Below are 22,813 nucleotides of genomic sequence, written 5' to 3'. Positions count from 1 at the left end.
AAAAACTTAAAAAAAATCTTAATTTTCTAGGGCTTCAATTTCCAGCTGAATCCCTTCCCATTTATCCATTAAGTCCTGTAAATCAGATTTCTTTTTTTGGTACTTATTAAAAAAATCGGGTTTTGCCGTCGTTTCTTCATAGTTGGTTTCAAGTTCAAAATCAATCGCTTTAATATCGCGTTCTAATTGATTAATCTTGGCTTCAACATTACTCAACTTATTATTCAATGATTTGGCCTTTTTCTGATCTTGATAAGATTGCTGCTTTTTTACTTTTGGTGTTTCTTTTACGACTGTTCGTTTTTCAACCTCACGCAAACTTTCAACTTTACGTTGTTCTAAATAGAAATCAATATCGCCTAAATACTCTTTGAGTTTATGATCTTTAAATTCATAAACAATATTTGTTAGTCCTTGTAGAAAATCACGATCATGCGATACTAGTATAAGCGTTCCTTCAAAACGATTCAGCGCTTCCTTTAAAACATTTTTAGACTTAATATCTAAATGGTTTGTAGGCTCATCCATAATAAGCACATTAAAAGGTTGCAGCATCAACTTCGCTAAAGCTAAACGATTACGCTCACCACCAGAAAGCACACGAACATATTTATCAACCTCATCGCCTCTAAATAAAAACGATCCTAAAATATCTCTCACTTTAGTTCGGTTGGTTTCATTAGCTGCATCAATCATAGTATCGTGTACGGTTTTATTTCCGTCCAAGTATTCAGCTTGATTTTGAGCAAAATACCCTATTTGCACATTATGCCCTAGTTTTAAAGACCCATTGTATTTAATATCGCCAACTATTATTTTGGCTAAAGTTGATTTTCCTTGACCATTCTGCCCAACAAAAGCTGTTTTGCTATCGCGCTCAATAAATAAATCAATACTTTTCAAAACTTCGTTATCCCCGTAATTTTTCGAAATATTTTCCGCTTCCACCACCACTTTACCTGGAGTAATTGAAACAGGGAAATTAAGTGTCATTACACTATTATCGTCCTCATCAACTTCAATCCTATCAATTTTATCCAACTTTTTAATTAAAGATTGAGCCATGGTAGCTTTTGAAGCTTTGGCTCTAAATTTCTCAATTAATTTCTCGGTTTGTTCAATCTGTTTTTGCTGATTTTTTTGAGATGCTAATTGTTGCGTTCTTAATTCATCACGTAATACTAAATATTTGGAATAAGGTTTCGGATAATCGTAAATACGCCCCAAAGAAATCTCAATGGTTCTGTTAGTCACGTTATCCAAAAACATTTTATCATGCGATACAATAACTACGGCGCCTGCATAATTTTTTAAAAACCCCTCCAACCAAATAATAGATTCAATATCCAAGTGGTTTGTAGGCTCATCTAAAAGTAAAATATCGTTATTTTGAAGTAAGAGTTTTGCCAACTCAATACGCATACGCCAACCTCCAGAAAATGTATCTGTTAGTTTATCAAAATCTTCGCGTTTAAAACCTAATCCTTGTAAAATTTTCTCGGTATCCCCTTGGTAGTTATAACCGCCTAGTATCTCGTATTGATGCTGCAATTCATTAACATCAACCATTAATTGATGGTAACCGTCACTTTCATAATCTGTACGTTCTGCCAGTTGGTTATTTACCGTTTCCATTTTAGCTTCAATAGCCTTAATTTCGGTAAATGCCTCGTAAGACTCTTCTAAAACGGTTCTTCCAAAAACAAAATCAATATCCTGTTTTAAGAATCCTATTTTAAGCTCTTTATCGGCAGCAATTTGGCCTGTATCAGGCTCCATTTCTTTAGATAAAATTTTAAGCATCGTAGATTTACCGGCACCATTTTTCCCAATAAGCCCTATCCTATCGCCATTACCCAACTTAAAAGTAAGGTCCTCAAACAAGTATTCGCCTTGAAATGAAATCGATAAATTATGAATGTTCATCATAGAAATGTAACTTTAGTCACAATACAATATTAATAATATAGTATTTTTGCACTGCAATTCAGGATGCAAAAATACATTAAATTATATGTTTACAAAAGGCTCAAAATTATATAGCATATTCACAGGCACATGCCCAAAATGTCACGAGGAATCAATGTATAAAAACAAAAATCCTTATATCCTTTCCGAGGCATTAAGCATGCACGAAAATTGCAGTAATTGCAGCACTAAATACAAAATAGAACCCTCATTTTTTTACGGTGCTATGTACGTAAGTTATGCTGTTGGTATAGCTTTTGCTGTGGCAGCATTCGTTATCAGTTTCTATATTTTCAACGCAGGCTTAAATGCTATGTTTATTTCAATAATTGCCACATTAATCGTGTTTATGCCAATAATAATGCGACTTTCAAGAAACATTTGGATTAACTTTTTTATGAGTTACGATAAAACTTTAGCTAAAAAATAATTTGGGCGCCTGCCGGCAGGCAGGTTACCGCAAGGGTCGGGCTTTACGTTATTAGTTTTGCCTCGATGCGCGCCTCGGCAAAAGAAAGCCACTACAATCCCTAACGCACAAGTAAACTCACCTTTCTAGTATAAATTAAACCATTAGTTTTCAAAACGATTAATATCAATATCGCTTTGCAGTGGTAAGCTATTTTCAACAAAATCGTACAATTGTTTAGCCACATAAGGTCCAATCATCACACCCCGAGTACCAAGGCCATTTAAAACTAAAAGGTTTTTATGTGATTTATGGCGTCCTACTAAAGGTCTTCTGTCTTTAACAGTTGGCCGTATTCCAGCTACCTGATTAACGACTTCAAACGGACAATTAATAAGCTTGTTCAATTTACTTAAAAGCTCCTCTTTTGCCTTATTTGTTGTATCATGGCTTAAATCTTTCCACTCGTAAGTGGCGCCAACAATGTATAAATCATTATCCAACGGAATTAAAAACACGCCCGCTTTTAAAACAAAATCCATTTTTAATTCTGGTGCATGTATAGTGAGCAATTCACCTTTAGCAGGTACGAGCGGTAAATTTTTAAAATAGGGGTTCTTTTTAACCCCAAAACCTTCAGCAAAAACAACATATTTTGCATCAATATTTTTATAGGTAATGGCGTTTTCTTGAATCTGAATGGTATCATAATTGAAAGGTTCTTCAAATAAAAGCTTATTAGCTAACAAATCAGCTTTATAGATATCAATCAAGGTTTTCACGTCTATCCTACCAGTTTCTAACACCTCCCCAAAACCGAAATTACCATCAATAAATTTATTATCGTTTTTTATAACTATTGGAGAAAGATATCTAGTAAGCAAAGGCTTATCAGAAGCTGTAAACCAATCATTTTGCTCTTCCAGTGATGCAAACTTTCTATAAACGGAAATTTTATAATCTAATTTTACCTTTAACCTTTTTTCAATGTTGGCATAAACTGGTAAAGCAATCTCCAACTGCTCCGTGCTTTTCCAAACCGATGTAAAACGTTTTAACACCACCGGGTTGTAAAGTCCCCCCGCAACGGTTGAAGATTGCTGAGATGCGTTATCATACACTACAAAACGCTTTTCATGTGCTCTTAACTGTTCGCAAAAGCTAATGCCTGCAATCCCAATCCCAACTATAATATAATCTACTTGCATAATGAATTGCGAAGATAATCAGTTTTATATGTTTAAGCGACGATTTACCTCAAATGACAATAAAAAAACGCCCACTTTATAAGCGGGCGTTTTTCATTTATTTGTTTATTATTATGGCTTAATAAGTCCACATATCCAATTCAAAATCTCGAATTTTATCTTTAATTCTTTCAGATTCAAGTAATTGCATCAAAGCGTTCTGAGACACATATTCGTTAACCGCTCTATCGCCTTGAACATTCTCTTCTCTAAAGATATATCCTTGAAAACGTCTTGCGTTCAGCACATGATCAAAAGAAAATGGCATCGAACTGTTTTGATTGTTAAAAGATTTCGCTTCGTGTAATACCTCTCTAGCATCTGGGAAAAATACCCAAAATAAAGGCACTAAATCTGGTTCAGCATCATCAATAAAGTTCACATCTGGAGCTACCGGAGCAATTCCAAGAAGTCTGTATTTCATTTCAGCTTGACGCTTATCAAAATACCAAAGTCCTTTAATGTGATATTCTTTAATATCTGCAGCAGTAATATCTCTTTTATTGATAAACTCTGCCGATAATTCTTCACCAGCATTTAACTGTTCGATACCTAACTCTGTAGTATCAACCATAGTTAATGCAGACTGAATATCCTTTAAAGTTCTTTTTGTTGTAAAATAAGAATCGTCATAAATATTTTTTATTTTCCCGTTTTTAATGTTCTTCATTAGCACATGATATAATGATCTTCTATCACTACCAATATTATTAGTATCAATTGGGTAATACAAAGGGAAGTTAGCACGTTCGTCAAGAACAATTTTTTCCCAAACCATTTTAGAAAATAGGATGTCTCTATCATCAACATAACCGTATTCTAAAGGTTTATCATTGTCAACTGCTTTTTGAGCTTCAGTTCTTACACCAATTTCTTCAGGGCTTTTAGCATTAAGTATATTGGCTTGCGCAAACATACCACATGCTGTAAAAACTGTAACAGCGGTTAATAAAAAACGTTTTAATTTCATCTTAATTTTGTTTTACATTTTAACTATAAGAGGTAATCTTTTTGCAAGATTACCTCTTATAATCTATTCCTAATTTGTAAGCTCAACAAATACTGGTGATACTTTTTTAAGTATTACACTAACACCACTTGCTTTGGCTTCTATGTCAAATATTTGAACACCAGATCCACGTTTAGCTTTTGCTAAAGCTTGTTGTGCTCTACTATCTAACTTATTTCCTCTAACATTTATTGTTGGTTGCCCAGGAACTTTAAATTTAAATCCTGTTACACGTAACGGTAATTCAAAATCAAAGTCATCAAATTTTGCACCAATAGTAGATATTTTAAGACTATTACGTTGCATTTTTAATGCTCCATCTTCACCTCTTACAGTACCTGTTGGTTTTGGTAAATCTTTAATTCTAAATTTAGCATTATCGCTTACTTTACCACCATCCGGCAATGTACCAGTAACGTTAATAGTTACTTCTCTACCTTGAATTCTAGATGCATCCATGACATAGCTGCTACCAGAACTTCTTGATAATCCTTGAGCACTAGCAGTCACTTTATTATCCGGAATACCAGCAAACGAAATAGTCATTGGGTTTTTAACACCTCTATAAACTACATTCATTTTATCAGCAGAAATTGTTGCTGAGTTTGGTTTAGCTACCGTTGCGAACGATGACTTAACAGGCACAGGAATTTCTTCTCCGCCTTCGCCAAAAAACAAGTTACCTTCGATTTTATGTTCGCCAACGCCTCCGGCACCAACTTTTAATTTTACTTTTCCACCTTCTAAGGTATAATCTCTATCTTTTACTAGTTTTCTACCATCTAAAGTTAATTCTACTCTACTAGGAACGGTAGTTGCATCAGTACGACCTAATACAATTTCTCCATCAAATCGCTCACCATTAAAATAAGCTGATTTAGATGTTTCCATTAAAGTTGAATAATTGGTCATAGAAACTTGTTTACCAAGTTCACCAGCCAACATTGTTGACAATACTTCAGATTCTGTAGTTTTAATATCAGATTGTAATTGGGTCATTTTCGTTAAAGAAGCTACTAAAGGGAAACCTTTGTAGTGATAGTCTAACCAATCAACTTTAATACCATCTCTGTTTACTTCTTGGTCGGTATTAAATTTATCTTTAACTTGTTTGATAATGTCTTCCATACCTTCTTCAGTAGAAAGAATTTTTACAACACCATCTCTAAATCCATTAATCTGATTTAAAAATTCTTGTCCGTCTGGTTTTAACTTGTCTCCTTTAAAGAAATTTTGGTCAAGGTAATCTCCTTTATCCATTATTTCATAATCTGTAGGATCATCAAGTTTTGCCGTCATTTTGCCTTTTAATTCTTCTAAGTAACCATCAAATTTGTGCGCTAGGTCATCTATTTGATCTGCTTTAGCTTTTAAAGGCTTGTATTTTTCAGGCTGATCGTTTGCTTTCTCAGCTAAATTATCTACAAAAGTTTTATTTCTTAATTCTGTAGCTTGATTTGACTCAGTAAGCTTCTCGTTCATTAATCCGAAGGCTGAAAGCACTTCTTTAGACATATTTAACGCTAGCATCGCTATAAATATTAAATACATCAGATTAATCATCTTCTGTCTTGGTGATAAATTATTTCCTGCCATGTGTAATTAGGTTTTTTTTGGTTAATTAATGTAATTTGGGATTATTTATTAACTCTCCTAATTATTTGTTCATTGCAGATAACATGCCACCATATACACCATTTAATGACGATAAGTTAGACGCTAAAGATTGCATTTGCTCTTTTAATTTAGCAGCATTTTCAATTGATTCTTCGTTAATTGTAGCTTGTTTGTTTACACTTTCTAATTGCATTTTGTATAAGCTATTTAACGACTCCATTTGAGCAGCAGCTAATGATAATTCTTCACCATATTTCTTAGTAGCTTCAATTGAATCTACAGTAGAAGACATGTTTTTTGCAGCACCTTCAAAGTTTTTGATACTATCGCCTAAACTTGCGATTAATTCGCCATCAATTTTTGCTTCTTTTAATAAATCATCTAATTTTTTAGATAATAATCCTTGTGCATCTTCTTTTCCTTCTCTTTTAACTGATTGTCCGCCAGCTAATTCAGGATATACTAGAGCCCAATCTAATTCTTCATCTACAGGTTCGAATGCAGATAATGCAAAAATGATTGCCTCGGTTACAAGACCAATGGTTAACATTACGTTACCAGTTAAAGGTCCAATTTCAAAGTGAATAATTTTGAATAGTGCACCAACGATTACAATTGCTGCCCCTAATCCATAGGCCATATTCATGAATTTCTTGTTTGCTTTTGACTTTGCCATAATTTTCGGTTTTAAATTTTAAGTAGGTTTTTTTTTACTTAAGTAGGTTAATTAATAGTGTTTATAATTGATTTGATTTGAATTATTGATTTCCGTTACTTGTTACTTGAGTCCCCATGTAATCTTGTACCGTTCTAAATCCTATATAACTTCTTGCAGAATCTGCATATTCGTAATCTCTCGAACTTACTTGTAAAAAGTAAGCCACATCTTTCCAAGAACCACCTCTAACAATTTTACGTTGATTGTTATTATCGTTTACACTTGGGTTAATGGTTGATGTATACTCATAAGATGAAGGATCGTAAGAGGCATTCACCCATTCTGAAACATTTCCAGCCATATTGTATAAGTTATAATCATTAGGATCATAAGACTTGGCTTCAACAGTGTATAATGCCTGATCTGCAGCGTAATCTCCTCGAACTGGTTTAAAGTTTGCCATAAAGCAACCTCTATCACTTTTTGTATACGGACCACCCCAAGGATAAGTTGCAGCTTGCAATCCGCCCCTCGCGGCATACTCCCATTCTGCTTCTGATGGTAATCTGAACGTATTTACCATAGCAGCACCTTTTTTAGATTTTTGGTATGTATTTTTCCATAACGTTCTCCACTCACAGAAAGCTTTTGCTTGTTTCCAAGTCACGCCTACTACAGGATAATCGCTATAAGCATCATGCCAAAAATAATCGTTATGCATTGGTTCGTTATATGAATATGCAAAATCTCTAATCCATACCGTAGTATCTGGATAAACTTCTACTTCTTCTTTTATTATAACGTCTTTACGTTTTACACCTCTACTTCTAGCTGCTTCTTGAATATCCATATAATTGTACTGGAATTTAAACTTGGTTACATCCCAAGTTCGTTGTCCGTTATACGATTCTTCTAATGGTAAGTACATAGTATCCATAACTTCTGCGTAATACTCATCTAAATATTCTGAAGTATCAAAAATTAAGTCTACATCTTTATTGATTTTTCTTCCTTCATAACCCGTTGGACCTAATCCAGTATAGTTATCATACATGTATTTTTCGTAAACCGACATATTCTCTGGGTCCGCATCACTAAAAGCAAATTCACCTATGGTACCTTCATCTGCTTGGGTCAATCCAACCTCATCGGCCAATATAGCTAGTCTCATTCTAACAATTGAGTCTCTTACCCAATTTACGAATTGACGATATTCGCTATTTGTAATTTCAGTTGCATCCATATAAAAGGCTCTAACAGTAACTGTTTTTGAGGGTGCATCGTTTACACCAGCAAGATCGTCGTCCGCTTTACCCATTATAAATGCTCCGCCAGGTATTAGCTCCATACCATAAGGCTTTTCTGGATGCCATTTTTTCCCTTTAACACCAACTAGTTCGCCCCTATCTTTTGAGCCGCAACTCGCTAGCATAGCGAATACTGTGGTTAATAATAAAAACTTCTTAATATCCATAGAAAACTTGAGGTTAATTATTTTAAGCTTCATTTTTGAGAGCGTAAACATATTTATATATTTTTTAAAAAACAACTATTTGTCTAAAAAATTTACGTTTCATCGTAAAAATTAAGCATTTCAACGATGAAAATGGTATTTGAACTGTCTTACCTGTACTACACACTGTTCTTTTGCAATGCTTTATACCAGCGGTCTGGGACCTTATTATTACAGGCATCCAAATAATCTTGGTGCATGCATGGTAATAACGTATGTCTTTTTAATTTATTATTAACATCTGCTAAAAAAGGAATCTCAATCCACCATCTTCCAGTTTTATTACTCTTGTAAAAAACTAATTCTTCAGAGTCCACCAGTGTTATGTATTTTTTATAATTTCTATCATCTGAAAAATCATCGTCTTTTACTCTGTAATTAACACCCTCAATAAAATACCATAAAATTTGAGCTACTAGCATTGATGTAAGCTCATCGTCATTTGATGGTTTATATTCATAAATACCAAACGAGGTCACTTTATTACTAATACCAGCATATCTTGCAATGGCACAAATTTCTTTACCATCTAAACCATTTGGCGAAAACTTTTGTTTTAAACTTACTTCGGCTCCTTTTACCGAGGTTAAATCTAAACTTACAATATTCGCATCTCTTAATACAGGCTCAACTATGGTAACATCTTTTGAAACTGCACCTAATCGATACGATTCAAAATATAGATTATCCATCAAATCTATTTCTTCTTGCGAATTAAAATAGGTTTGATAGCCTATTGTGGCATAATTAAATAAGTTATAGGGTTTATCGAGAATTATTTTTCCAACAAAGCTATTGTTTTTTATTGGTTTTGTAGAATCTCCTAAGTTAAATTGAGCATCAACATTTACGATGTTAACCATAGGAATTAAAGCATCATAAGCCCTGTAATTCGAATAAGTTAAATCTTGAGAGCCTCCTAAAATTATAGGAATGATATTCTTTTTAACTAATATTGTTATTGATTCTTTAAGTGCAAAATAAGTATCTTCCACACTTTCACCTTTATTAATATCTCCTAAATCGGCGACGGTAGTATTCCAACTTCCTGGAAAAAGACCATAAAATGACTTTCTTATTTCATTAAGTTGAAATTCTTCACCTATATAATTAACATCGTTTCTGTTTTCAAGAACGCCAAGAATAGCAATATTAACATCTTCAAGGTCTGGAATACCATGTTGTGCAGAATGTATTTTAAGTTTTCTTCCTAGTGCTTGAGCAGGCAATAACTCGTTATGCGCCAATACTGAATCTGAGACAGGAGATAAAAAATTAAAATTCATTTTGTATTATTTCTTTTTTGCTGGTGCTTTCTTTTTTGCAGCAGTTTTTTTCTTTGCTGGTGTTTTTTTCTTCGGAGCATTGGCTTCAATAATGGTCTTTGCTTCCTCTAAGGTCATTTCTGAAACATCAACTGTTTTAGGTAATTCAACTTTTATTTTACCTTTTAACACATTGTGTCTTCCCCAACGTGCTTTTTCAACTCGAATCCCTTCGTCTTCCCAATTATGGATAACCTTATCGATTTCCTTTTGTATTTTGGTTTCGATTAACTCAACAATATCTTCGTCTGATAAATTATCCCAATCGTATTTTTTATTTACGTTAATAAACATATTGTTCCATTTTATAAATGGACCAAAACGACCTTTACCTTTTTGTACAGGTAAATCTTTGTACATATAAATAGGGGCATCTGCTTTTTGCTTTTCTTTAATTAAAACAATCGCATCATCCAATTCAACACTTAATGGGTCTACACCTTTGGGTAATGATACAAAAGCATCTCCAAATTTTACATAAGGACCAAAACGCCCATTGTTAACTTGAACTTCTTCACCTTTATATTCACCAAGTGTTTTTGGAAGCTGGAATAAATCCATGGCTTCTTCGTAAGTAATTGAATTTAATTGCTGGTCTGGACTTAAACTCGCAAATTGAGGTTTTTCTTCATCATCAACTGTTCCTATTTGCACCATTGGTCCAAATCTTCCTAAACGCACACTTACTTGTTTCCCTGTTTTTGGGTCTTTACCTAAAATACGCTCACCAGATTCTCTATCGGCATTTTCTTTTACATCTTCAACTACAGGATGGAAATCTTTATAAAACGATTTCATCACTTTCGTCCAATCTTCATTGCCTTCAGCGATTTCATCAAAATCGGCCTCTACTTTTGCCGTAAAATTATAATCTAAAATATGTTCAAAATGATTCACTAAAAAATCAGTTACAATCATTCCAATATCTGTAGGAACCAATTTCCCTTTATCTGAGCCAACTTTTTCTGTTAGAGTAACATCCTTAACTGTTCCGCTTTTTAAGGTAAGTTGTGTATAATTACGCTCTTCACCTTCAACAGAACCTTTCTCAACATAATTTCTATTCTGAATCGTTGAAATTGTTGGTGCATAAGTTGATGGACGACCAATACCTAACTCTTCTAATTTCTTTACTAATGACGCTTCTGTGTATCGTGCTGGCGGACGCGTATAACGCTCTGTAGCCGTAATGTAATTGTTTAATAGCGTTTCATTTACTTTCATTGCTGGAAGCATACCATCTTGCTCTACATCCTCATCATCTGTACCTTCAAGATATACTTTCAAGAATCCATCAAAAGTAATAACCTCACCATTTGCAGTAAAAGTTTCGTTATGCGTTGAAGCACTAATTTTCACATTCGTTCGCTCTAACTCAGCTTCACTCATTTGTGAGGCTATAGCGCGTTTCCAAATTAAATCATATAAACGAGCCTGATCACGATCGATATCAACGGAATGCGTTGCGAAATTTGTTGGTCGAATAGCCTCATGCGCTTCTTGAGCCCCTTTGGCTTTGCCTTTATAATTTCTTGGTTTACTATATTTTGAACCGTAAGCATCTTTGATTTCGGCTTCGGCACCTTTTCTAGCTTCATCTGATAGATTTACACTATCTGTTCTCATATAAGTAATTAAACCTGCTTCATAAAGGCGTTGCGCCATCGTCATGGTTTTACTTACTGAGAAATATAACTTTCTAGATGCTTCTTGTTGTAATGTTGACGTTGTAAATGGAGCAGCAGGTGATTTTTTAGCAGGTTTTTTTTGTAAATCTGCTACCTTAAAATTAGCCGTTGCATTTTGCTCTAAAAATTTTTGTGCTTTTGCCTTAGTTGAAAAATTCTTAGGTAGTTTAGCTTTAAAAGTTTGCCCGTCTTCATTTGAAAACTCAGCATCAATTCTATAGGATGCTTCAGGTGTGAACTCTTGAATTTCACGTTCTTTTTCAACAATTAATCTCACAGAAACCGATTGTACTCGACCTGCAGATAAACCGCCTTTTACTTTTCTCCAAAGTACTGGCGATAATTCATACCCTACAATCCTATCTAAAACACGACGCGCTTGTTGTGCATCCACCAAATCGTAATCTATACCTCTTGGGTTATTAATAGCTTTTAAAATGGCATCTTTAGTAATTTCATGAAAAACAATACGTTTGGTTTTGTCTTTATCTAATTTTAAAGTTTCTGCCAAATGCCACGCAATAGCTTCTCCCTCGCGATCTTCATCACTTGCTAACCAAACCATTTCTGCTTTTTTAGCTAAATCTTTAAGCTTTTTTACTACTGCTTTTTTATCTTTGGAAACTTCGTATTTTGGTTTAAAATCACCATCCACATCTACCCCTAATTCTTTGGAAGGTAAATCGGCTATATGCCCAAAACTAGATTCTACTTTAAAATCTTTCCCTAGAAATTTTTCAATGGTTTTTGCCTTTGCAGGTGACTCTACTATCACTAAATTCTTCGCCATACTTCGTTTTTTGAAGCTACAAATGTATATGAAAAAAAGTTTATCTGTAGCATTTTATGGATTATCTGGATGATATTTGAATAAAAAAACCTGCTTTTAACATTTTAAAAACAGGTTTTTATTTAATTATTATAAATATTATTCTGTTACGATCCCTATCTCATCTATAACACTTTGCTCGTTATGCCCAATTGAATCTTTGTATATATAATATAGTGGCACGTAAGCGAATGAACTAGTTACAAAAACACCAATAAAACACAAGACAATTCCAACTAATTGTGCCAGAAACCCTGCAACTATAATTAAACCAAAGGTGATAAGCCACTTTTTGTTTCCTAGTTTAAATCCGATTTTTGTGATATCTGAAGCCGATAAATCTGGATTAAAGGCGTAAATTACATTAATTAAAGCTATGGGCACCATCGCATAAAACATTGGTAAAACGCAAAGTAAAATGGCAAGCAAGCTAATACCGAAAGTTATGGCGGCGAGTTTTATAGTTTTTCCCAAGTATGGTTTTTTAAAGAAATAAAAATAATCATCTGACCCTGCTTCATTCAAATCTTTCATTTTACAAATTCTGAAGAATGCCGACTTAAATCCGAAAGTAATAATCATTGCGAAAAACATAAATACCGTCATTAATAAATAAAATGGTATTAACAACATCATATTAGCCTCTGAGCCTTGTTGTAAAGAATCTGGATCTAAAATCCCCATTGCTATCAAGGGCAAATACATGATGATGTAAAAAGGTATCATCATAACCATTGTTAAAAGCATTATAACCAATCCTTGTAACCAAACTTTCTTAAAAAGCTCGATTGACTTATTAAAAATATCGCCAAAGTCTAGATCTTTTGCGTTTTCAATTTTAGTGAGTAATGTTTCAGTTGTGTTCATTATAAATATATTTTAATTTTCGTAATCGTCTCTAACCCCAATTTGTTCTATTTCATTAGTATCCTCAAAACCTATAACCTCTTTGTATATAAAAAATACGGGCAAATAAATAATAGACATGGTAAACAGAAGCCCTATACCGCATCCTAAAATACCCAACATACCAATGACAACCGATACGAAGATTGTCCCAAAGCTAATAAGCCACTTTTTTGTTCCTAATTTAAAACTTGCTTTTACAATTTCAGCCTCGCTTAAATCTGGATTATTAGCAAATATTATAGTAAAGTAAGCCAATGGCACAAAAACATAAATATAAGGTATAAAAAACATGAACTGAGCTACTACCGCAATACCGGTATGAATTAAACCAAGCATGAGTAATTTAGAAAAGTAGGCCTTTTTTAAGAAATAAAAATAATCGTCTGGCTCTAAAATACCTGAAACTTGATTTCTACAAATTCTATAAAATCCAGCTACGATAGCCATGGATATAGTAGTTACTAAAATAGTTTGAGGAATACTAAAAATTATAGATTCTGAATAAAAATCAACAAAAGAGTCGATATTAAATTGACCAAAGGGTAGTGTAGTTTGAGGTGCTAAGCCTATTAATGAGAATACAATATTAATTCCCATGGCAAATACAACAACTAGTAAAACAACTAAAAATCCTTTTATCCAGATTTTTTTAAATAATGCAATTATGCTATCAAATAAGTTACTAAAATCTAATGCTTTGGCGTTATCAATTTTTTTTGATAAACTATCAAATGAATTCATTATTGGTTTGGTTAGTAGATGATTTTCTTTACAATTATACATAAAAAAATCTGCCCGAAGGCAGATTAGTAAACAACATTTGTTTAGTTTAGTTTAGCAAGTATGAGCTAATCAGCTCGATGTTGTTTTCTTTATATTCGTATTGATACAAGGTATTTCCTCCTATCATAATTAAATTATTTTCCAGAGGAATTACATCAGTAGCTTGAATATCACCTAAGGTATTTACCAGTTTTAAATATTTTGGCGTTTCTAGTTCAAATAGTTTTAAACCCGCTGTTCCGTCGCACACATAAAGCATGTTATTTCTTATTCCTAAGCCATAAGGATTTTCTAAATCGTAACGTGCTGATAAGGTAGGATTCGATTTATTGCTAATATCTATAACTTCTAACACACTTTCTAATTGCCCGCAAAGATTACCGCCTCTTAAAGTTAAATAGGCATAGTCACCATTTACAACCACAGGATCGCAACCTTCCCAATGTGTAAATTCCGAAACATATTCTGGAGCGGACGGATTCTTTAAATTATATATATACATGCCGTTTGTGCTACCAAGATATAAATAGCCTTCTGCTTGAAACATAGTTTCTATATTCCATCCTGCATATTGCGTATTTACAAGAAATGGCTCCTCCAAATTCTGAATATTAAAAATAGCCATTTCATAATTTCCAACGGTATACAGATAATTATCCACAATTTGAAAACGTGCTAAAGATCCTCCCGTTCCTGTTGATGATTCTGCTTGTGAGCTTACCATCCCATCATTAAAAATAACGTCAATAACACGTGTATTATCCACTTTTTTTCGACGCTCTGTACTTAACGTCCAACCAATTATAATTTCTTCTTCATAATTGTATTTTCCATAATCAACCTCTTGCGCTTCAATAGGGATATCGTAATCATATACCGTAAAAACATCTTCTAAACGTTCAGACATCACCACATTATTGATATCTGAAATATCAAAAACAACTAAATCTGTGGCGCTATCAGCAAACAAAAAATTGTCCTTAACCGAGATATCTTCATTTCCTGGAATCTCAATAAATTTTATCGCCTGTGGCATTTCAGGGTTAGTATTATCTATAATATGGACCCCAGAATCTACATCACTTACAAAAATATAGTCCTGGTATACATAAATTTTACCTGGCTCTTCTATGGTTTTAGGAGCATTGACTTTTACAGCGCTTCTAAACGCCGCCTTACTCATGAGCTTTGGCGATGCTACTTGAATAAATTCATAATCGGCATCGTCGTTTTTATCGCAAGACAAAGCCATTAAAAAAAATAGAGGCAAAAAAAGGTGTTTTAATTTCATACGACTTGGTTTTTATTCAATATTTATAATTTAATGAAGACTCTAACCCTTCAATATTCAATATTATTTCTTGACTTCCTTCAATTTGAATTGGGGTTAAATCAAATGTTACCGTTCGTTCAAAAACGGCCAAACATTCTTCTTTATTATCTAATTGAAACTTTAAATAACGCTGTTCTGGGAACGATTCAGCAATAGCTTCAGAAGCTACTAAACTAAAACTCCATGAATTTCCATCGCAACCAGAAGCTCCAATAGTTATACTCAAGCAGTCATCAATAATTTCAGTATCAATAAATGTAAAGTTTTCAGAACTCAAACTATTATATAGGCCTTCGTCTACTATTAAGACATCATCACAATTACCAAAATAATAATCATCATCTTCATCACATTGGGTATTCATAAAACAAAACGCCGTAAGTAATATAAATACTATCTTTTTGAAATGCTGCATATTAATGGATTGGTTTTACAAAAGATGCAGCGAATGCCTTTTGGTTGCGTTAATTATATAATAAAATAAACTGCCACTTTGTCATAAAATACAAATAAATTGTATCTTTGCATGCTTATTGACTCAGATAGGATTCAGTAAATTATGGAAAAGACAATAGACGAAAAAAAACAAGGAGAATCTTTAGTTTTAGATCAAAAAGAGGGCAACAAACGTAAACTTTTTATTGAAAGTTACGGATGTGCTATGAATTTTAGCGATAGCGAAATTGTAGCATCTATCATGCAAAATCAAGGGTTTAATACGACACAAAACCTTGAAGAAGCCGATTTGGTTTTAGTGAACACGTGCTCCATTAGAGATAAAGCAGAACAAACCGTTCGCAAACGTCTTGAAAAATATAACGCTGTAAAAAGAGACCATAACCCTAAAATGAAAGTAGGCGTATTAGGTTGTATGGCTGAACGTTTAAAGACTAAATTTCTTGAAGAAGAAAAAATTGTTGATTTAGTTGTTGGACCGGATGCTTACAAAGATTTGCCTAACCTATTAGCCGAAGTTGACGAAGGAAGAGATGCTATAAACGTCATTCTTTCAAAAGAAGAAACCTATGGCGATATCTCGCCGGTGCGTTTAAACACCAATGGTGTTACAGCTTTTGTATCGATAACCCGCGGTTGCGATAACATGTGCACATTTTGTGTAGTACCTTTTACGCGTGGTAGAGAGCGCAGTAGAGACCCGCAGAGTATTATTGAAGAAATAAACGATTTATGGAATAAAGGCTATAAAGAAGTTACACTTTTGGGCCAGAATGTAGATAGCTACCTTTGGTATGGCGGCGGACTTAAAAAAGACTTTAAGGATGCTAGCGATATTCAAAAGGCAACATCGGTAAACTTCTCGAAGTTGTTAGATCTTTGCGCAGTGGCACAACCCAAAATGCGGATTCGTTTTTCAACATCAAATCCTCAAGATTTAACTTTAGATGTGGTTGAAACCATGGCGAAACATCAAAACATCTGTAATCATATTCATTTACCTGTACAAAGCGGTAGTAATCGTATTTTAAAAGAAATGAATCGATTACACACTCGCGAAGAATACATGGCTTTAATTGATAACATCCGAAAAATTATTCCAAATTGTGCTATAAGTCAAGATATGATTGTTGGTTTTCCTACCGAAACGGAAGCCGATTTTCAAGATACCATTTCACTGATGGATTATGTAAAATATAATTTCGGTTATATGTTTACCTATTCTGAGCGTCCTGGAACTATGGCAGGTAGAAATATGAAAGACGATGTTCCTGAAGCAATTAAAAAACGTAGACTACAAGATATAGTAGACTTACAACGCATTCACAGTGAAATTAAAACCAAAGAATGGCTTAACACCACTGTGGAAGTTTTAATTGAAAAAGAATCAAAAAAATCAGATGCCCAATGGTCTGGTCGCACACCTCAAAATATTGTCTGTGTGTTTCCAAAAGCAAACTATAAAGTAGGCGATTTTGTAAATGTAAAAGTTACAGATTGCACCAGTGCAACGCTTATTGGCGAGGGTATTGGGTTGAGTGAGAATAATTAATTAAAAAAAGCACAGAGAAAATAGAATAGAGAAAATAGACCCCACAATTAAAGTCTAAACTCTTGTTTCTTGATTCTCTCATCTAAATAAACATGGAATCAGTTCAAGCTATAAAACAACGTTTTGGTATTATTGGTAATGCACCAGCGCTAAATCGTGCTATTGAAAAGGCGATTCAAGTAGCACCTACAGATATTTCGGTTTTAGTAACTGGAGAAAGTGGTGTTGGTAAAGAAAGTATTCCTAAAATAATACATCAATTATCTCATAGAAAGCACAATAAATACATTGCTGTAAACTGTGGTGCCATACCAGAAGGCACCATAGACAGTGAGTTATTTGGACATGAAAAAGGATCTTTTACAGGTGCCACACAAACCCGTGCAGGGTATTTTGAAGTAGCTGATGGCGGAACCATTTTTCTAGATGAAGTTGGCGAATTGCCCTTAACAACTCAAGTGCGTTTATTGCGTGTTTTAGAAAATGGTGAATTCATAAAAGTAGGTTCCAGTAAAGTACAAAAAACCAATGTACGTATTGTAGCCGCTACAAACGTGAATATGTTCGAAGCCATTGAAAAAGAAAAATTTCGAGAAGATTTATATTATAGATTAAGCACGGTAGATATTCATTTACCTCCACTAAGAGATCGTCAAGAAGATATTCATTTATTGTTCCGAAAATTCGCTAGTGATTTTGCACTGAAATACAAAATGCCTACCATTAAATTAACCGATAATGCTGTACAAGTTTTATTGAAACACCGATGGGCTGGTAATATAAGACAGTTAAGAAACATTGCAGAACAACTCTCTGTATTAGAGCAAAACAGAACTATTTCTGCTGAAACATTGCGTGGGTACCTACCAGCTACTGCAAATACAAACTTGCCTGCGGTTATAAAAACATCAAAATCTCAAAGCGATTTTAGCAGCGAACGCGAAATCTTGTACAAAGTTCTTTTTGATATGAAAAGCGACCTAAACGACCTAAAAAAGTTAACGCTAGAATTAATGAAAAATGGCAATGTTAAGGATGTTGAAAAAAATAACGAGAGCTTAATCCAAAAAATTTATGGCAATGATGAAGAGGAGCAGGACATGGATTTAGATTTTGAAGAAAACACCATAAACGACGATATTATTGCTATTCCAGAGCATAAAACTACCGAAGAAGAAGCAACTCCAGTTCAAGATAAGTATTATTTTGCTGAAGAAATTGAAGAAGAAGAAACCTTATCATTACAAGACAAAGAATTAGAATTAATTAAAAAATCGCTTGAACGTCACAACGGAAAACGTAAATTAGCAGCTGCAGAATTAGGCATTAGCGAACGTACGTTGTACAGAAAGATAAAACAATACGATTTATAACTTATCGTTAAACAAGAAACTAAAGTTCTTATTTCATCAGAATTTGTGAATATGAAAAAATATAGTATCCCTTTTTTATTTTTAACTATCTGCTTTACGCTTGTAGGTTGTGGCATTTACTCTTTTACGGGTGCGTCCATACCTCCGGGAACGGAGACTTATCAAGTCAATAGGTTTGAAAATACGGCGTTATTAGTTGAACCAGGATTAGAACGAGATTTTAAATTGGCTTTAGAAGATCTAATACAAAATCAAACGAACTTACGATTGGTTCCATCTAATGGCGATTTGGTTTATGAAGGTGAAATTACAGAATATAGAATCTCGCCAACTACAGCAACCTCTGATAATACGGCAGCTCAAAACAGATTAACTATTGGTGTAAAACTGAGGTTTTTCAACAGAAAAAAAGAAGAAGACGATTTAGAACAAAGTTTTACATTCTTTTATGATTATCCAGGAAGCGAACAGCTTATAGGCTCACAAAAAACCACAGCGCACGAAGAAATATTTGAACGCCTAACTCAAGATATTTTTAATGCTACATTAGCAAAATGGTAAAATTTTTAATTAAATTGGGATAAACCAATGCATCAAACAGATTTTACATATTTATTACAAAACCCTCAAGCCATATCTCATGGGCAAATCGAGGATGTAAAATCTATTATTGACGCCTATCCTTATTTTCAACCGGCACGCGCCATTTACCTTAAAGGTTTAAAAAACCAAAGTAGTATTTCTTATAATCAAGAACTCAAAACAACTGCTGCTTACACTACTGATAGAAGCATACTATTCGACTTTATTACATCGGATGCTTTTATTCAAAATGAAGTTTCAAAACATATAAAAAGCAATACAGAAAACCTCAAAGGCATTAGTGTTGATATTGAAGATCTTTCAGTAAATAAAAGTGTTGCTATTGACGATGCCTTAAAACAACAAATAAAAGAAACTGCTGGTGTTTTAGACCCTACTTTATTTCAACCTAAAGAACCCAGACCAATTAAGGTGTCAAGCTTCAGACTAGATGAATCTGAAGCTATTGAAAACGTAACCGAAGAAACCAAAACCCAAGAAGCTTCAGCAGAAGATATTTTAAAATTAGGAGAACCTCTTAAGTTTGATAAAAAAGAAAAGCATTCTTTCAATGCATGGCTAAAATTAGCGCATTTCAAGCCTATAAAAAGATCAACTAAAGAAGAAGAACCCGTTGAAAATAAAACTTCTGAAAGTTTGAATAAAGAAAAGAAATTTGAACTAATTGATAAATTTATTTCAGAAAATCCAAAAATCAAACCGAGCAAAACGAGTACGCCAAATATAAACTTAGCACAAGCCCAAATGATACAGCCAGAGTCTTTAATGACAGAGACTTTAGCACGTATTTATGTTGAACAAAAAAATTACAAAAAAGCTATTCAATCTTATAAAATTTTAAGTTTGAAATATCCAGAAAAAAGTAGTTTCTTTGCAAACCAAATTAAAGCGGTAGAACAATTACAAGAACAAAATAATAAATCATAATGAGTACGTTTACAATATTTTTAGTCCTTATCGTCGTTGTAGCATTTTTACTAGTTGTAGTAATCATGGTGCAAAACCCAAAAGGAGGAGGTTTATCATCGTCATTTGGTGGTGGTGGCACACAACAATTAGGAGGTGTTAAAAAGACAACCGACTTTTTAGACAAGAGTACCTGGACATTAGCAACATTATTATTGGTTTTAATACTTATATCAAATGTAGCTATTGACAGAGGTGGTTCAGCTAATACAGAATCTAAAGCCTTAGATCCTGATACACAAACTGCACAACCTTTACCAGCAGTTCCTGCTGCTACAGATAATACAACGGCTACCCCTGCAGATTCAACGGGTAACTAAGCGACATAAAACAAAACAAAAAATGCCAACCTTAACAGTTGGCATTTTTTATTTCTACCAATCGGTAGAAGAGTCTGTAAGTTTGTCAGTTCGGAAGCATTGGCACATTTTTAGCATAACGCATAAGCGTTAATAAAAATTTTTAAAATCAAAAACATATAAAAAATGGCATTAAACATTAAACCATTAGCAGATAGAGTTCTAATTGAACCAGCTGCCGCCGAAACTAAAACGGCATCAGGAATTATAATTCCAGATAATGCAAAAGAGAAACCACAAAAAGGAACTGTTGTAGCTGCCGGACCTGGCACAAAAGACGACCCGATTACAGTTAAAGTTGGTGATACCGTTTTATATGGAAAGTACGCTGGAACAGAGCTTAAATTAGAAGGAAACGATTATTTAATCATGCGCGAAAGCGACATATTGGCTATTATTTAAATGGCTATTTGCTATTAGCCTCTGGCTTTTAGCTCAAAATAAATTATTATTAATACTTGGCCAATAGCACACAGCTAAAGGCTAAAAGCAAAAACTAAAAAAATGGCAAAAGATATAAAATTTGATATTGAAGCACGCGACGGTTTAAAGCGCGGTGTAGATGCATTAGCAAATGCAGTTAAAGTAACTTTAGGACCAAAAGGACGTAACGTAATTATAAGCAAAAGCTTTGGTGCGCCACAAGTAACCAAAGATGGTGTTTCGGTTGCAAAAGAAATTGAATTGGCAGACGAGCACGAAAATATGGGCGCTCAAATGGTAAAAGAAGTAGCTAGCAAAACTAACGATTTAGCTGGTGATGGAACAACTACCGCTACCGTTTTAGCCCAAGCTATTGTAAAAGAAGGTTTAAAAAACGTTGCTTCTGGAGCAAATCCAATGGACTTAAAACGTGGTATTGACAAAGCTGTTGAAGCTATTACTGCAGATTTAGAAAAGCAATCAAAGCAAGTTGGCAATTCTTCTGAAAAAATAAAACAAGTTGCAGCTATTTCTGCTAATAACGACGATACTATTGGTGAGTTAATCGCTCAAGCGTTTGGTAAAGTTGGAAAAGAAGGTGTTATTACTGTTGAAGAAGCAAAAGGTATGGAAACATATGTTGATGTTGTTGAAGGTATGCAATTTGATAGAGGCTATTTATCACCTTACTTTGTTACCGATGCAGATAAAATGATTGCCGATTTAGAAAATCCATACATTTTATTATTCGATAAAAAGATTTCTAACTTACAAGAAATCCTACCTATTTTAGAGCCAGTAGCACAATCTGGTCGTCCGTTATTAATTATTGCTGAAGATGTTGACGGACAAGCTTTAGCAACCTTAGTAGTTAACAAATTACGTGGTGGTTTAAAAATTGCTGCTGTAAAAGCTCCAGGATTTGGCGACAGACGTAAAGCGATGCTTGAAGATATCGCAATTTTAACTGGAGGAACAGTAATTTCAGAAGAAAGAGGATTTACTTTAGAAAATGCAGATCTTTCAATGTTAGGTACTGCTGAAACTGTAACCGTTGATAAAGACAATACAACCATTGTTAACGGTTCTGGAAAAGCTGCTGATATTAAAGCACGAGTAAACCAAATTAAAGCACAAATTGAAACAACAACTTCGGATTACGATAAAGAAAAACTTCAAGAGCGTTTAGCTAAATTAGCTGGTGGTGTTGCTGTACTTTACGTAGGTGCTGCAAGTGAAGTGGAGATGAAAGAGAAGAAAGATCGTGTTGATGATGCTTTACATGCTACAAGAGCTGCTGTTGAAGAAGGTATTGTTGCTGGTGGTGGTGTTGCTTTAGTGAGAGCAAAAGCAGTATTAACTAAAATTACTACCGATAATTTAGATGAAACAACAGGTGTTCAAATTGTAAATAAAGCTATTGAAGCACCATTAAGAACTATTGTTGAAAATGCGGGTGGCGAAGGCTCTGTTGTTATCAATAAAGTTTTAGAAGGGAAAAAAGATTTTGGTTACGATGCCAAGTCTGAAGAATATGTAGATATGCTTAAAGCTGGAATTATCGATCCTAAAAAAGTAACACGTATCGCTTTAGAAAATGCCGCATCTGTTGCTGGTATGATTTTAACGACTGAGTGTGCTTTAATTGATGTTAAAGAAGATGCTCCTGCAATGCCTCCAATGGGAGGTGGCGGAATGCCAGGAATGATGTAGTCGAAACTTCGACACACAAATCATATAAAAAAAAACGCTTCAATTCATTTTGAAGCGTTTTTTTATTTGCAACAAATTAT

The 22,813-nt window shown here is 33.9% G+C and carries 20 protein-coding genes; 8 read left to right on the top strand and 12 right to left on the bottom strand.

What is annotated here, in order from left to right; translation table 11 throughout:
* Nucleotides 1–18 precede the first annotated feature (18 nt).
* The gene (locus BUA46_RS11335) at nt 19–1,929 is read right to left on the bottom strand and encodes an ABC transporter ATP-binding protein (protein ID WP_026010105.1); all 1,911 of its coding nucleotides are present in this window, start codon (nt 1,927–1,929) and stop codon (nt 19–21) included.
* Nucleotides 1,930–2,014: 85 nt separating this feature from the next.
* Here BUA46_RS11335 and BUA46_RS11330 point away from each other — a divergent pair, with 85 nt between their 5' ends.
* Nucleotides 2,015–2,398, top strand: a complete 384-nt coding sequence (locus BUA46_RS11330) for a DUF983 domain-containing protein (RefSeq protein ID WP_019388237.1) — start codon at nt 2,015–2,017, stop codon at nt 2,396–2,398.
* A gap of 143 nt (nt 2,399–2,541) precedes the next feature.
* Here the strand turns inward: BUA46_RS11330 and BUA46_RS11325 are convergent, their stop codons facing one another.
* The 11 genes from BUA46_RS11325 to BUA46_RS11275 all read right to left on the bottom strand — a co-directional run bounded on the left by BUA46_RS11325 (nt 2,542) and on the right by BUA46_RS11275 (nt 15,703).
* Nucleotides 2,542–3,585, bottom strand: a complete 1,044-nt coding sequence (locus BUA46_RS11325; RefSeq protein ID WP_019388236.1) for an NAD(P)/FAD-dependent oxidoreductase — start codon at nt 3,583–3,585, stop codon at nt 2,542–2,544.
* A gap of 118 nt (nt 3,586–3,703) precedes the next feature.
* Nucleotides 3,704–4,594 carry a type IX secretion system ring subunit PorN/GldN gene (porN, locus tag BUA46_RS11320; RefSeq protein WP_019388235.1) on the bottom strand — a complete coding sequence of 297 codons (891 nt, stop codon included), beginning with the start codon at nt 4,592–4,594 and terminating at the stop codon, nt 3,704–3,706.
* A gap of 69 nt (nt 4,595–4,663) precedes the next feature.
* Nucleotides 4,664–6,229, bottom strand: a complete 1,566-nt coding sequence (porM, locus tag BUA46_RS11315; RefSeq protein ID WP_026010104.1) for a type IX secretion system motor protein PorM/GldM — start codon at nt 6,227–6,229, stop codon at nt 4,664–4,666.
* Nucleotides 6,230–6,290: 61 nt separating this feature from the next.
* Entirely contained in the window at nt 6,291–6,926 is a 636-nt protein-coding gene (gene porL / locus BUA46_RS11310) for a type IX secretion system motor protein PorL/GldL (protein ID WP_019388233.1), read from the bottom strand.
* Nucleotides 6,927–7,008: 82 nt separating this feature from the next.
* Nucleotides 7,009–8,376, bottom strand: coding sequence for a T9SS ring complex lipoprotein PorK/GldK (gene porK, locus BUA46_RS11305; protein WP_489884280.1), 1,368 nt, complete (start codon nt 8,374–8,376; stop codon nt 7,009–7,011).
* Nucleotides 8,377–8,540: 164 nt separating this feature from the next.
* Entirely contained in the window at nt 8,541–9,707 is a 1,167-nt protein-coding gene (locus BUA46_RS11300) for a formimidoylglutamase (RefSeq protein WP_019388231.1), read from the bottom strand.
* 6 nt (nt 9,708–9,713) lie between these two features.
* On the bottom strand, nt 9,714–12,224 hold the full coding sequence (gene topA, locus BUA46_RS11295) for a type I DNA topoisomerase (RefSeq protein ID WP_019388230.1): 2,511 nt from the start codon (nt 12,222–12,224) through the stop codon (nt 9,714–9,716).
* A gap of 138 nt (nt 12,225–12,362) precedes the next feature.
* Nucleotides 12,363–13,130 carry a hypothetical protein gene (locus BUA46_RS11290; RefSeq protein ID WP_019388229.1) on the bottom strand — a complete coding sequence of 256 codons (768 nt, stop codon included), beginning with the start codon at nt 13,128–13,130 and terminating at the stop codon, nt 12,363–12,365.
* Nucleotides 13,131–13,142: 12 nt separating this feature from the next.
* Nucleotides 13,143–13,913 (bottom strand): hypothetical protein, encoded by a 771-nt coding sequence (locus BUA46_RS11285; protein WP_035106473.1) that lies wholly within the window; start codon nt 13,911–13,913, stop codon nt 13,143–13,145.
* A gap of 88 nt (nt 13,914–14,001) precedes the next feature.
* Nucleotides 14,002–15,246, bottom strand: a complete 1,245-nt coding sequence (locus tag BUA46_RS11280) for an LVIVD repeat-containing protein (protein ID WP_026010102.1) — start codon at nt 15,244–15,246, stop codon at nt 14,002–14,004.
* Between the two features lie 16 nt (nt 15,247–15,262).
* Entirely contained in the window at nt 15,263–15,703 is a 441-nt protein-coding gene (locus tag BUA46_RS11275; RefSeq protein WP_143148122.1) for a hypothetical protein, read from the bottom strand.
* A 144-nt stretch (nt 15,704–15,847) separates the two neighbouring features.
* Here BUA46_RS11275 and miaB point away from each other — a divergent pair, with 144 nt between their 5' ends.
* From miaB to groL, 7 genes are all read left to right on the top strand, one after another.
* Entirely contained in the window at nt 15,848–17,296 is a 1,449-nt protein-coding gene (gene miaB / locus BUA46_RS11270) for a tRNA (N6-isopentenyl adenosine(37)-C2)-methylthiotransferase MiaB (protein WP_019388225.1), read from the top strand.
* Between the two features lie 92 nt (nt 17,297–17,388).
* Nucleotides 17,389–18,669 carry a sigma-54 interaction domain-containing protein gene (locus BUA46_RS11265; protein ID WP_019388224.1) on the top strand — a complete coding sequence of 427 codons (1,281 nt, stop codon included), beginning with the start codon at nt 17,389–17,391 and terminating at the stop codon, nt 18,667–18,669.
* 51 nt (nt 18,670–18,720) lie between these two features.
* Nucleotides 18,721–19,230: an LPS assembly lipoprotein LptE gene (gene lptE, locus BUA46_RS11260; protein WP_019388223.1), complete on the top strand. Its 510-nt coding sequence runs from the start codon at nt 18,721–18,723 to the stop codon at nt 19,228–19,230.
* Nucleotides 19,231–19,257: 27 nt separating this feature from the next.
* Nucleotides 19,258–20,199, top strand: coding sequence for a DUF8458 domain-containing protein (locus tag BUA46_RS11255; protein WP_019388222.1), 942 nt, complete (start codon nt 19,258–19,260; stop codon nt 20,197–20,199).
* The gene (secG, locus tag BUA46_RS11250; RefSeq protein WP_026010101.1) at nt 20,199–20,558 is read left to right on the top strand and encodes a preprotein translocase subunit SecG; all 360 of its coding nucleotides are present in this window, start codon (nt 20,199–20,201) and stop codon (nt 20,556–20,558) included. Before BUA46_RS11255 ends, secG begins: the two co-directional genes overlap by 1 nt.
* A gap of 165 nt (nt 20,559–20,723) precedes the next feature.
* Entirely contained in the window at nt 20,724–20,999 is a 276-nt protein-coding gene (locus BUA46_RS11245; protein ID WP_019388220.1) for a co-chaperone GroES, read from the top strand.
* A gap of 102 nt (nt 21,000–21,101) precedes the next feature.
* Nucleotides 21,102–22,733 (top strand): chaperonin GroEL, encoded by a 1,632-nt coding sequence (gene groL / locus BUA46_RS11240; protein ID WP_019388219.1) that lies wholly within the window; start codon nt 21,102–21,104, stop codon nt 22,731–22,733.
* Nucleotides 22,734–22,813: the final 80 nt, after the last annotated feature.

It is taken from the genome of Algibacter luteus (assembly GCF_900141715.1).
GTDB lineage: Bacteria > Bacteroidota > Bacteroidia > Flavobacteriales > Flavobacteriaceae > Arenitalea > Arenitalea lutea.
This window is presented reverse-complemented; position numbering and strand designations above follow the sequence as displayed.

Excerpts from the sequence above, each read along its gene's own strand:
- BUA46_RS11290 (WP_019388229.1), bottom strand. The coding sequence starts at position 13,130 with ATGAACACAACTGAAACATTACTCACTAAAATTGAAAACGCAAAAGAT.
- miaB (WP_019388225.1), top strand. The coding sequence starts at position 15,848 with ATGGAAAAGACAATAGACGAAAAAAAACAAGGAGAATCTTTAGTTTTA.
- groL (WP_019388219.1), top strand. The coding sequence starts at position 21,102 with ATGGCAAAAGATATAAAATTTGATATTGAAGCACGCGACGGTTTAAAG.
- secG (WP_026010101.1), top strand. The coding sequence starts at position 20,199 with ATGAGTACGTTTACAATATTTTTAGTCCTTATCGTCGTTGTAGCATTT.
- BUA46_RS11335 (WP_026010105.1), bottom strand. The coding sequence starts at position 1,929 with ATGATGAACATTCATAATTTATCGATTTCATTTCAAGGCGAATACTTG.
- BUA46_RS11255 (WP_019388222.1), top strand. The coding sequence starts at position 19,258 with ATGCATCAAACAGATTTTACATATTTATTACAAAACCCTCAAGCCATA.
- BUA46_RS11325 (WP_019388236.1), bottom strand. The coding sequence starts at position 3,585 with ATGCAAGTAGATTATATTATAGTTGGGATTGGGATTGCAGGCATTAGC.
- BUA46_RS11275 (WP_143148122.1), bottom strand. The coding sequence starts at position 15,703 with ATGCAGCATTTCAAAAAGATAGTATTTATATTACTTACGGCGTTTTGT.
- lptE (WP_019388223.1), top strand. The coding sequence starts at position 18,721 with ATGAAAAAATATAGTATCCCTTTTTTATTTTTAACTATCTGCTTTACG.
- porL (WP_019388233.1), bottom strand. The coding sequence starts at position 6,926 with ATGGCAAAGTCAAAAGCAAACAAGAAATTCATGAATATGGCCTATGGA.
- BUA46_RS11330 (WP_019388237.1), top strand. The coding sequence starts at position 2,015 with ATGTTTACAAAAGGCTCAAAATTATATAGCATATTCACAGGCACATGC.
- BUA46_RS11245 (WP_019388220.1), top strand. The coding sequence starts at position 20,724 with ATGGCATTAAACATTAAACCATTAGCAGATAGAGTTCTAATTGAACCA.
- BUA46_RS11265 (WP_019388224.1), top strand. The coding sequence starts at position 17,389 with ATGGAATCAGTTCAAGCTATAAAACAACGTTTTGGTATTATTGGTAAT.
- topA (WP_019388230.1), bottom strand. The coding sequence starts at position 12,224 with ATGGCGAAGAATTTAGTGATAGTAGAGTCACCTGCAAAGGCAAAAACC.
- porM (WP_026010104.1), bottom strand. The coding sequence starts at position 6,229 with ATGGCAGGAAATAATTTATCACCAAGACAGAAGATGATTAATCTGATG.
- BUA46_RS11300 (WP_019388231.1), bottom strand. The coding sequence starts at position 9,707 with ATGAATTTTAATTTTTTATCTCCTGTCTCAGATTCAGTATTGGCGCAT.
- BUA46_RS11280 (WP_026010102.1), bottom strand. The coding sequence starts at position 15,246 with ATGAAATTAAAACACCTTTTTTTGCCTCTATTTTTTTTAATGGCTTTG.
- porN (WP_019388235.1), bottom strand. The coding sequence starts at position 4,594 with ATGAAATTAAAACGTTTTTTATTAACCGCTGTTACAGTTTTTACAGCA.
- BUA46_RS11285 (WP_035106473.1), bottom strand. The coding sequence starts at position 13,913 with ATGAATTCATTTGATAGTTTATCAAAAAAAATTGATAACGCCAAAGCA.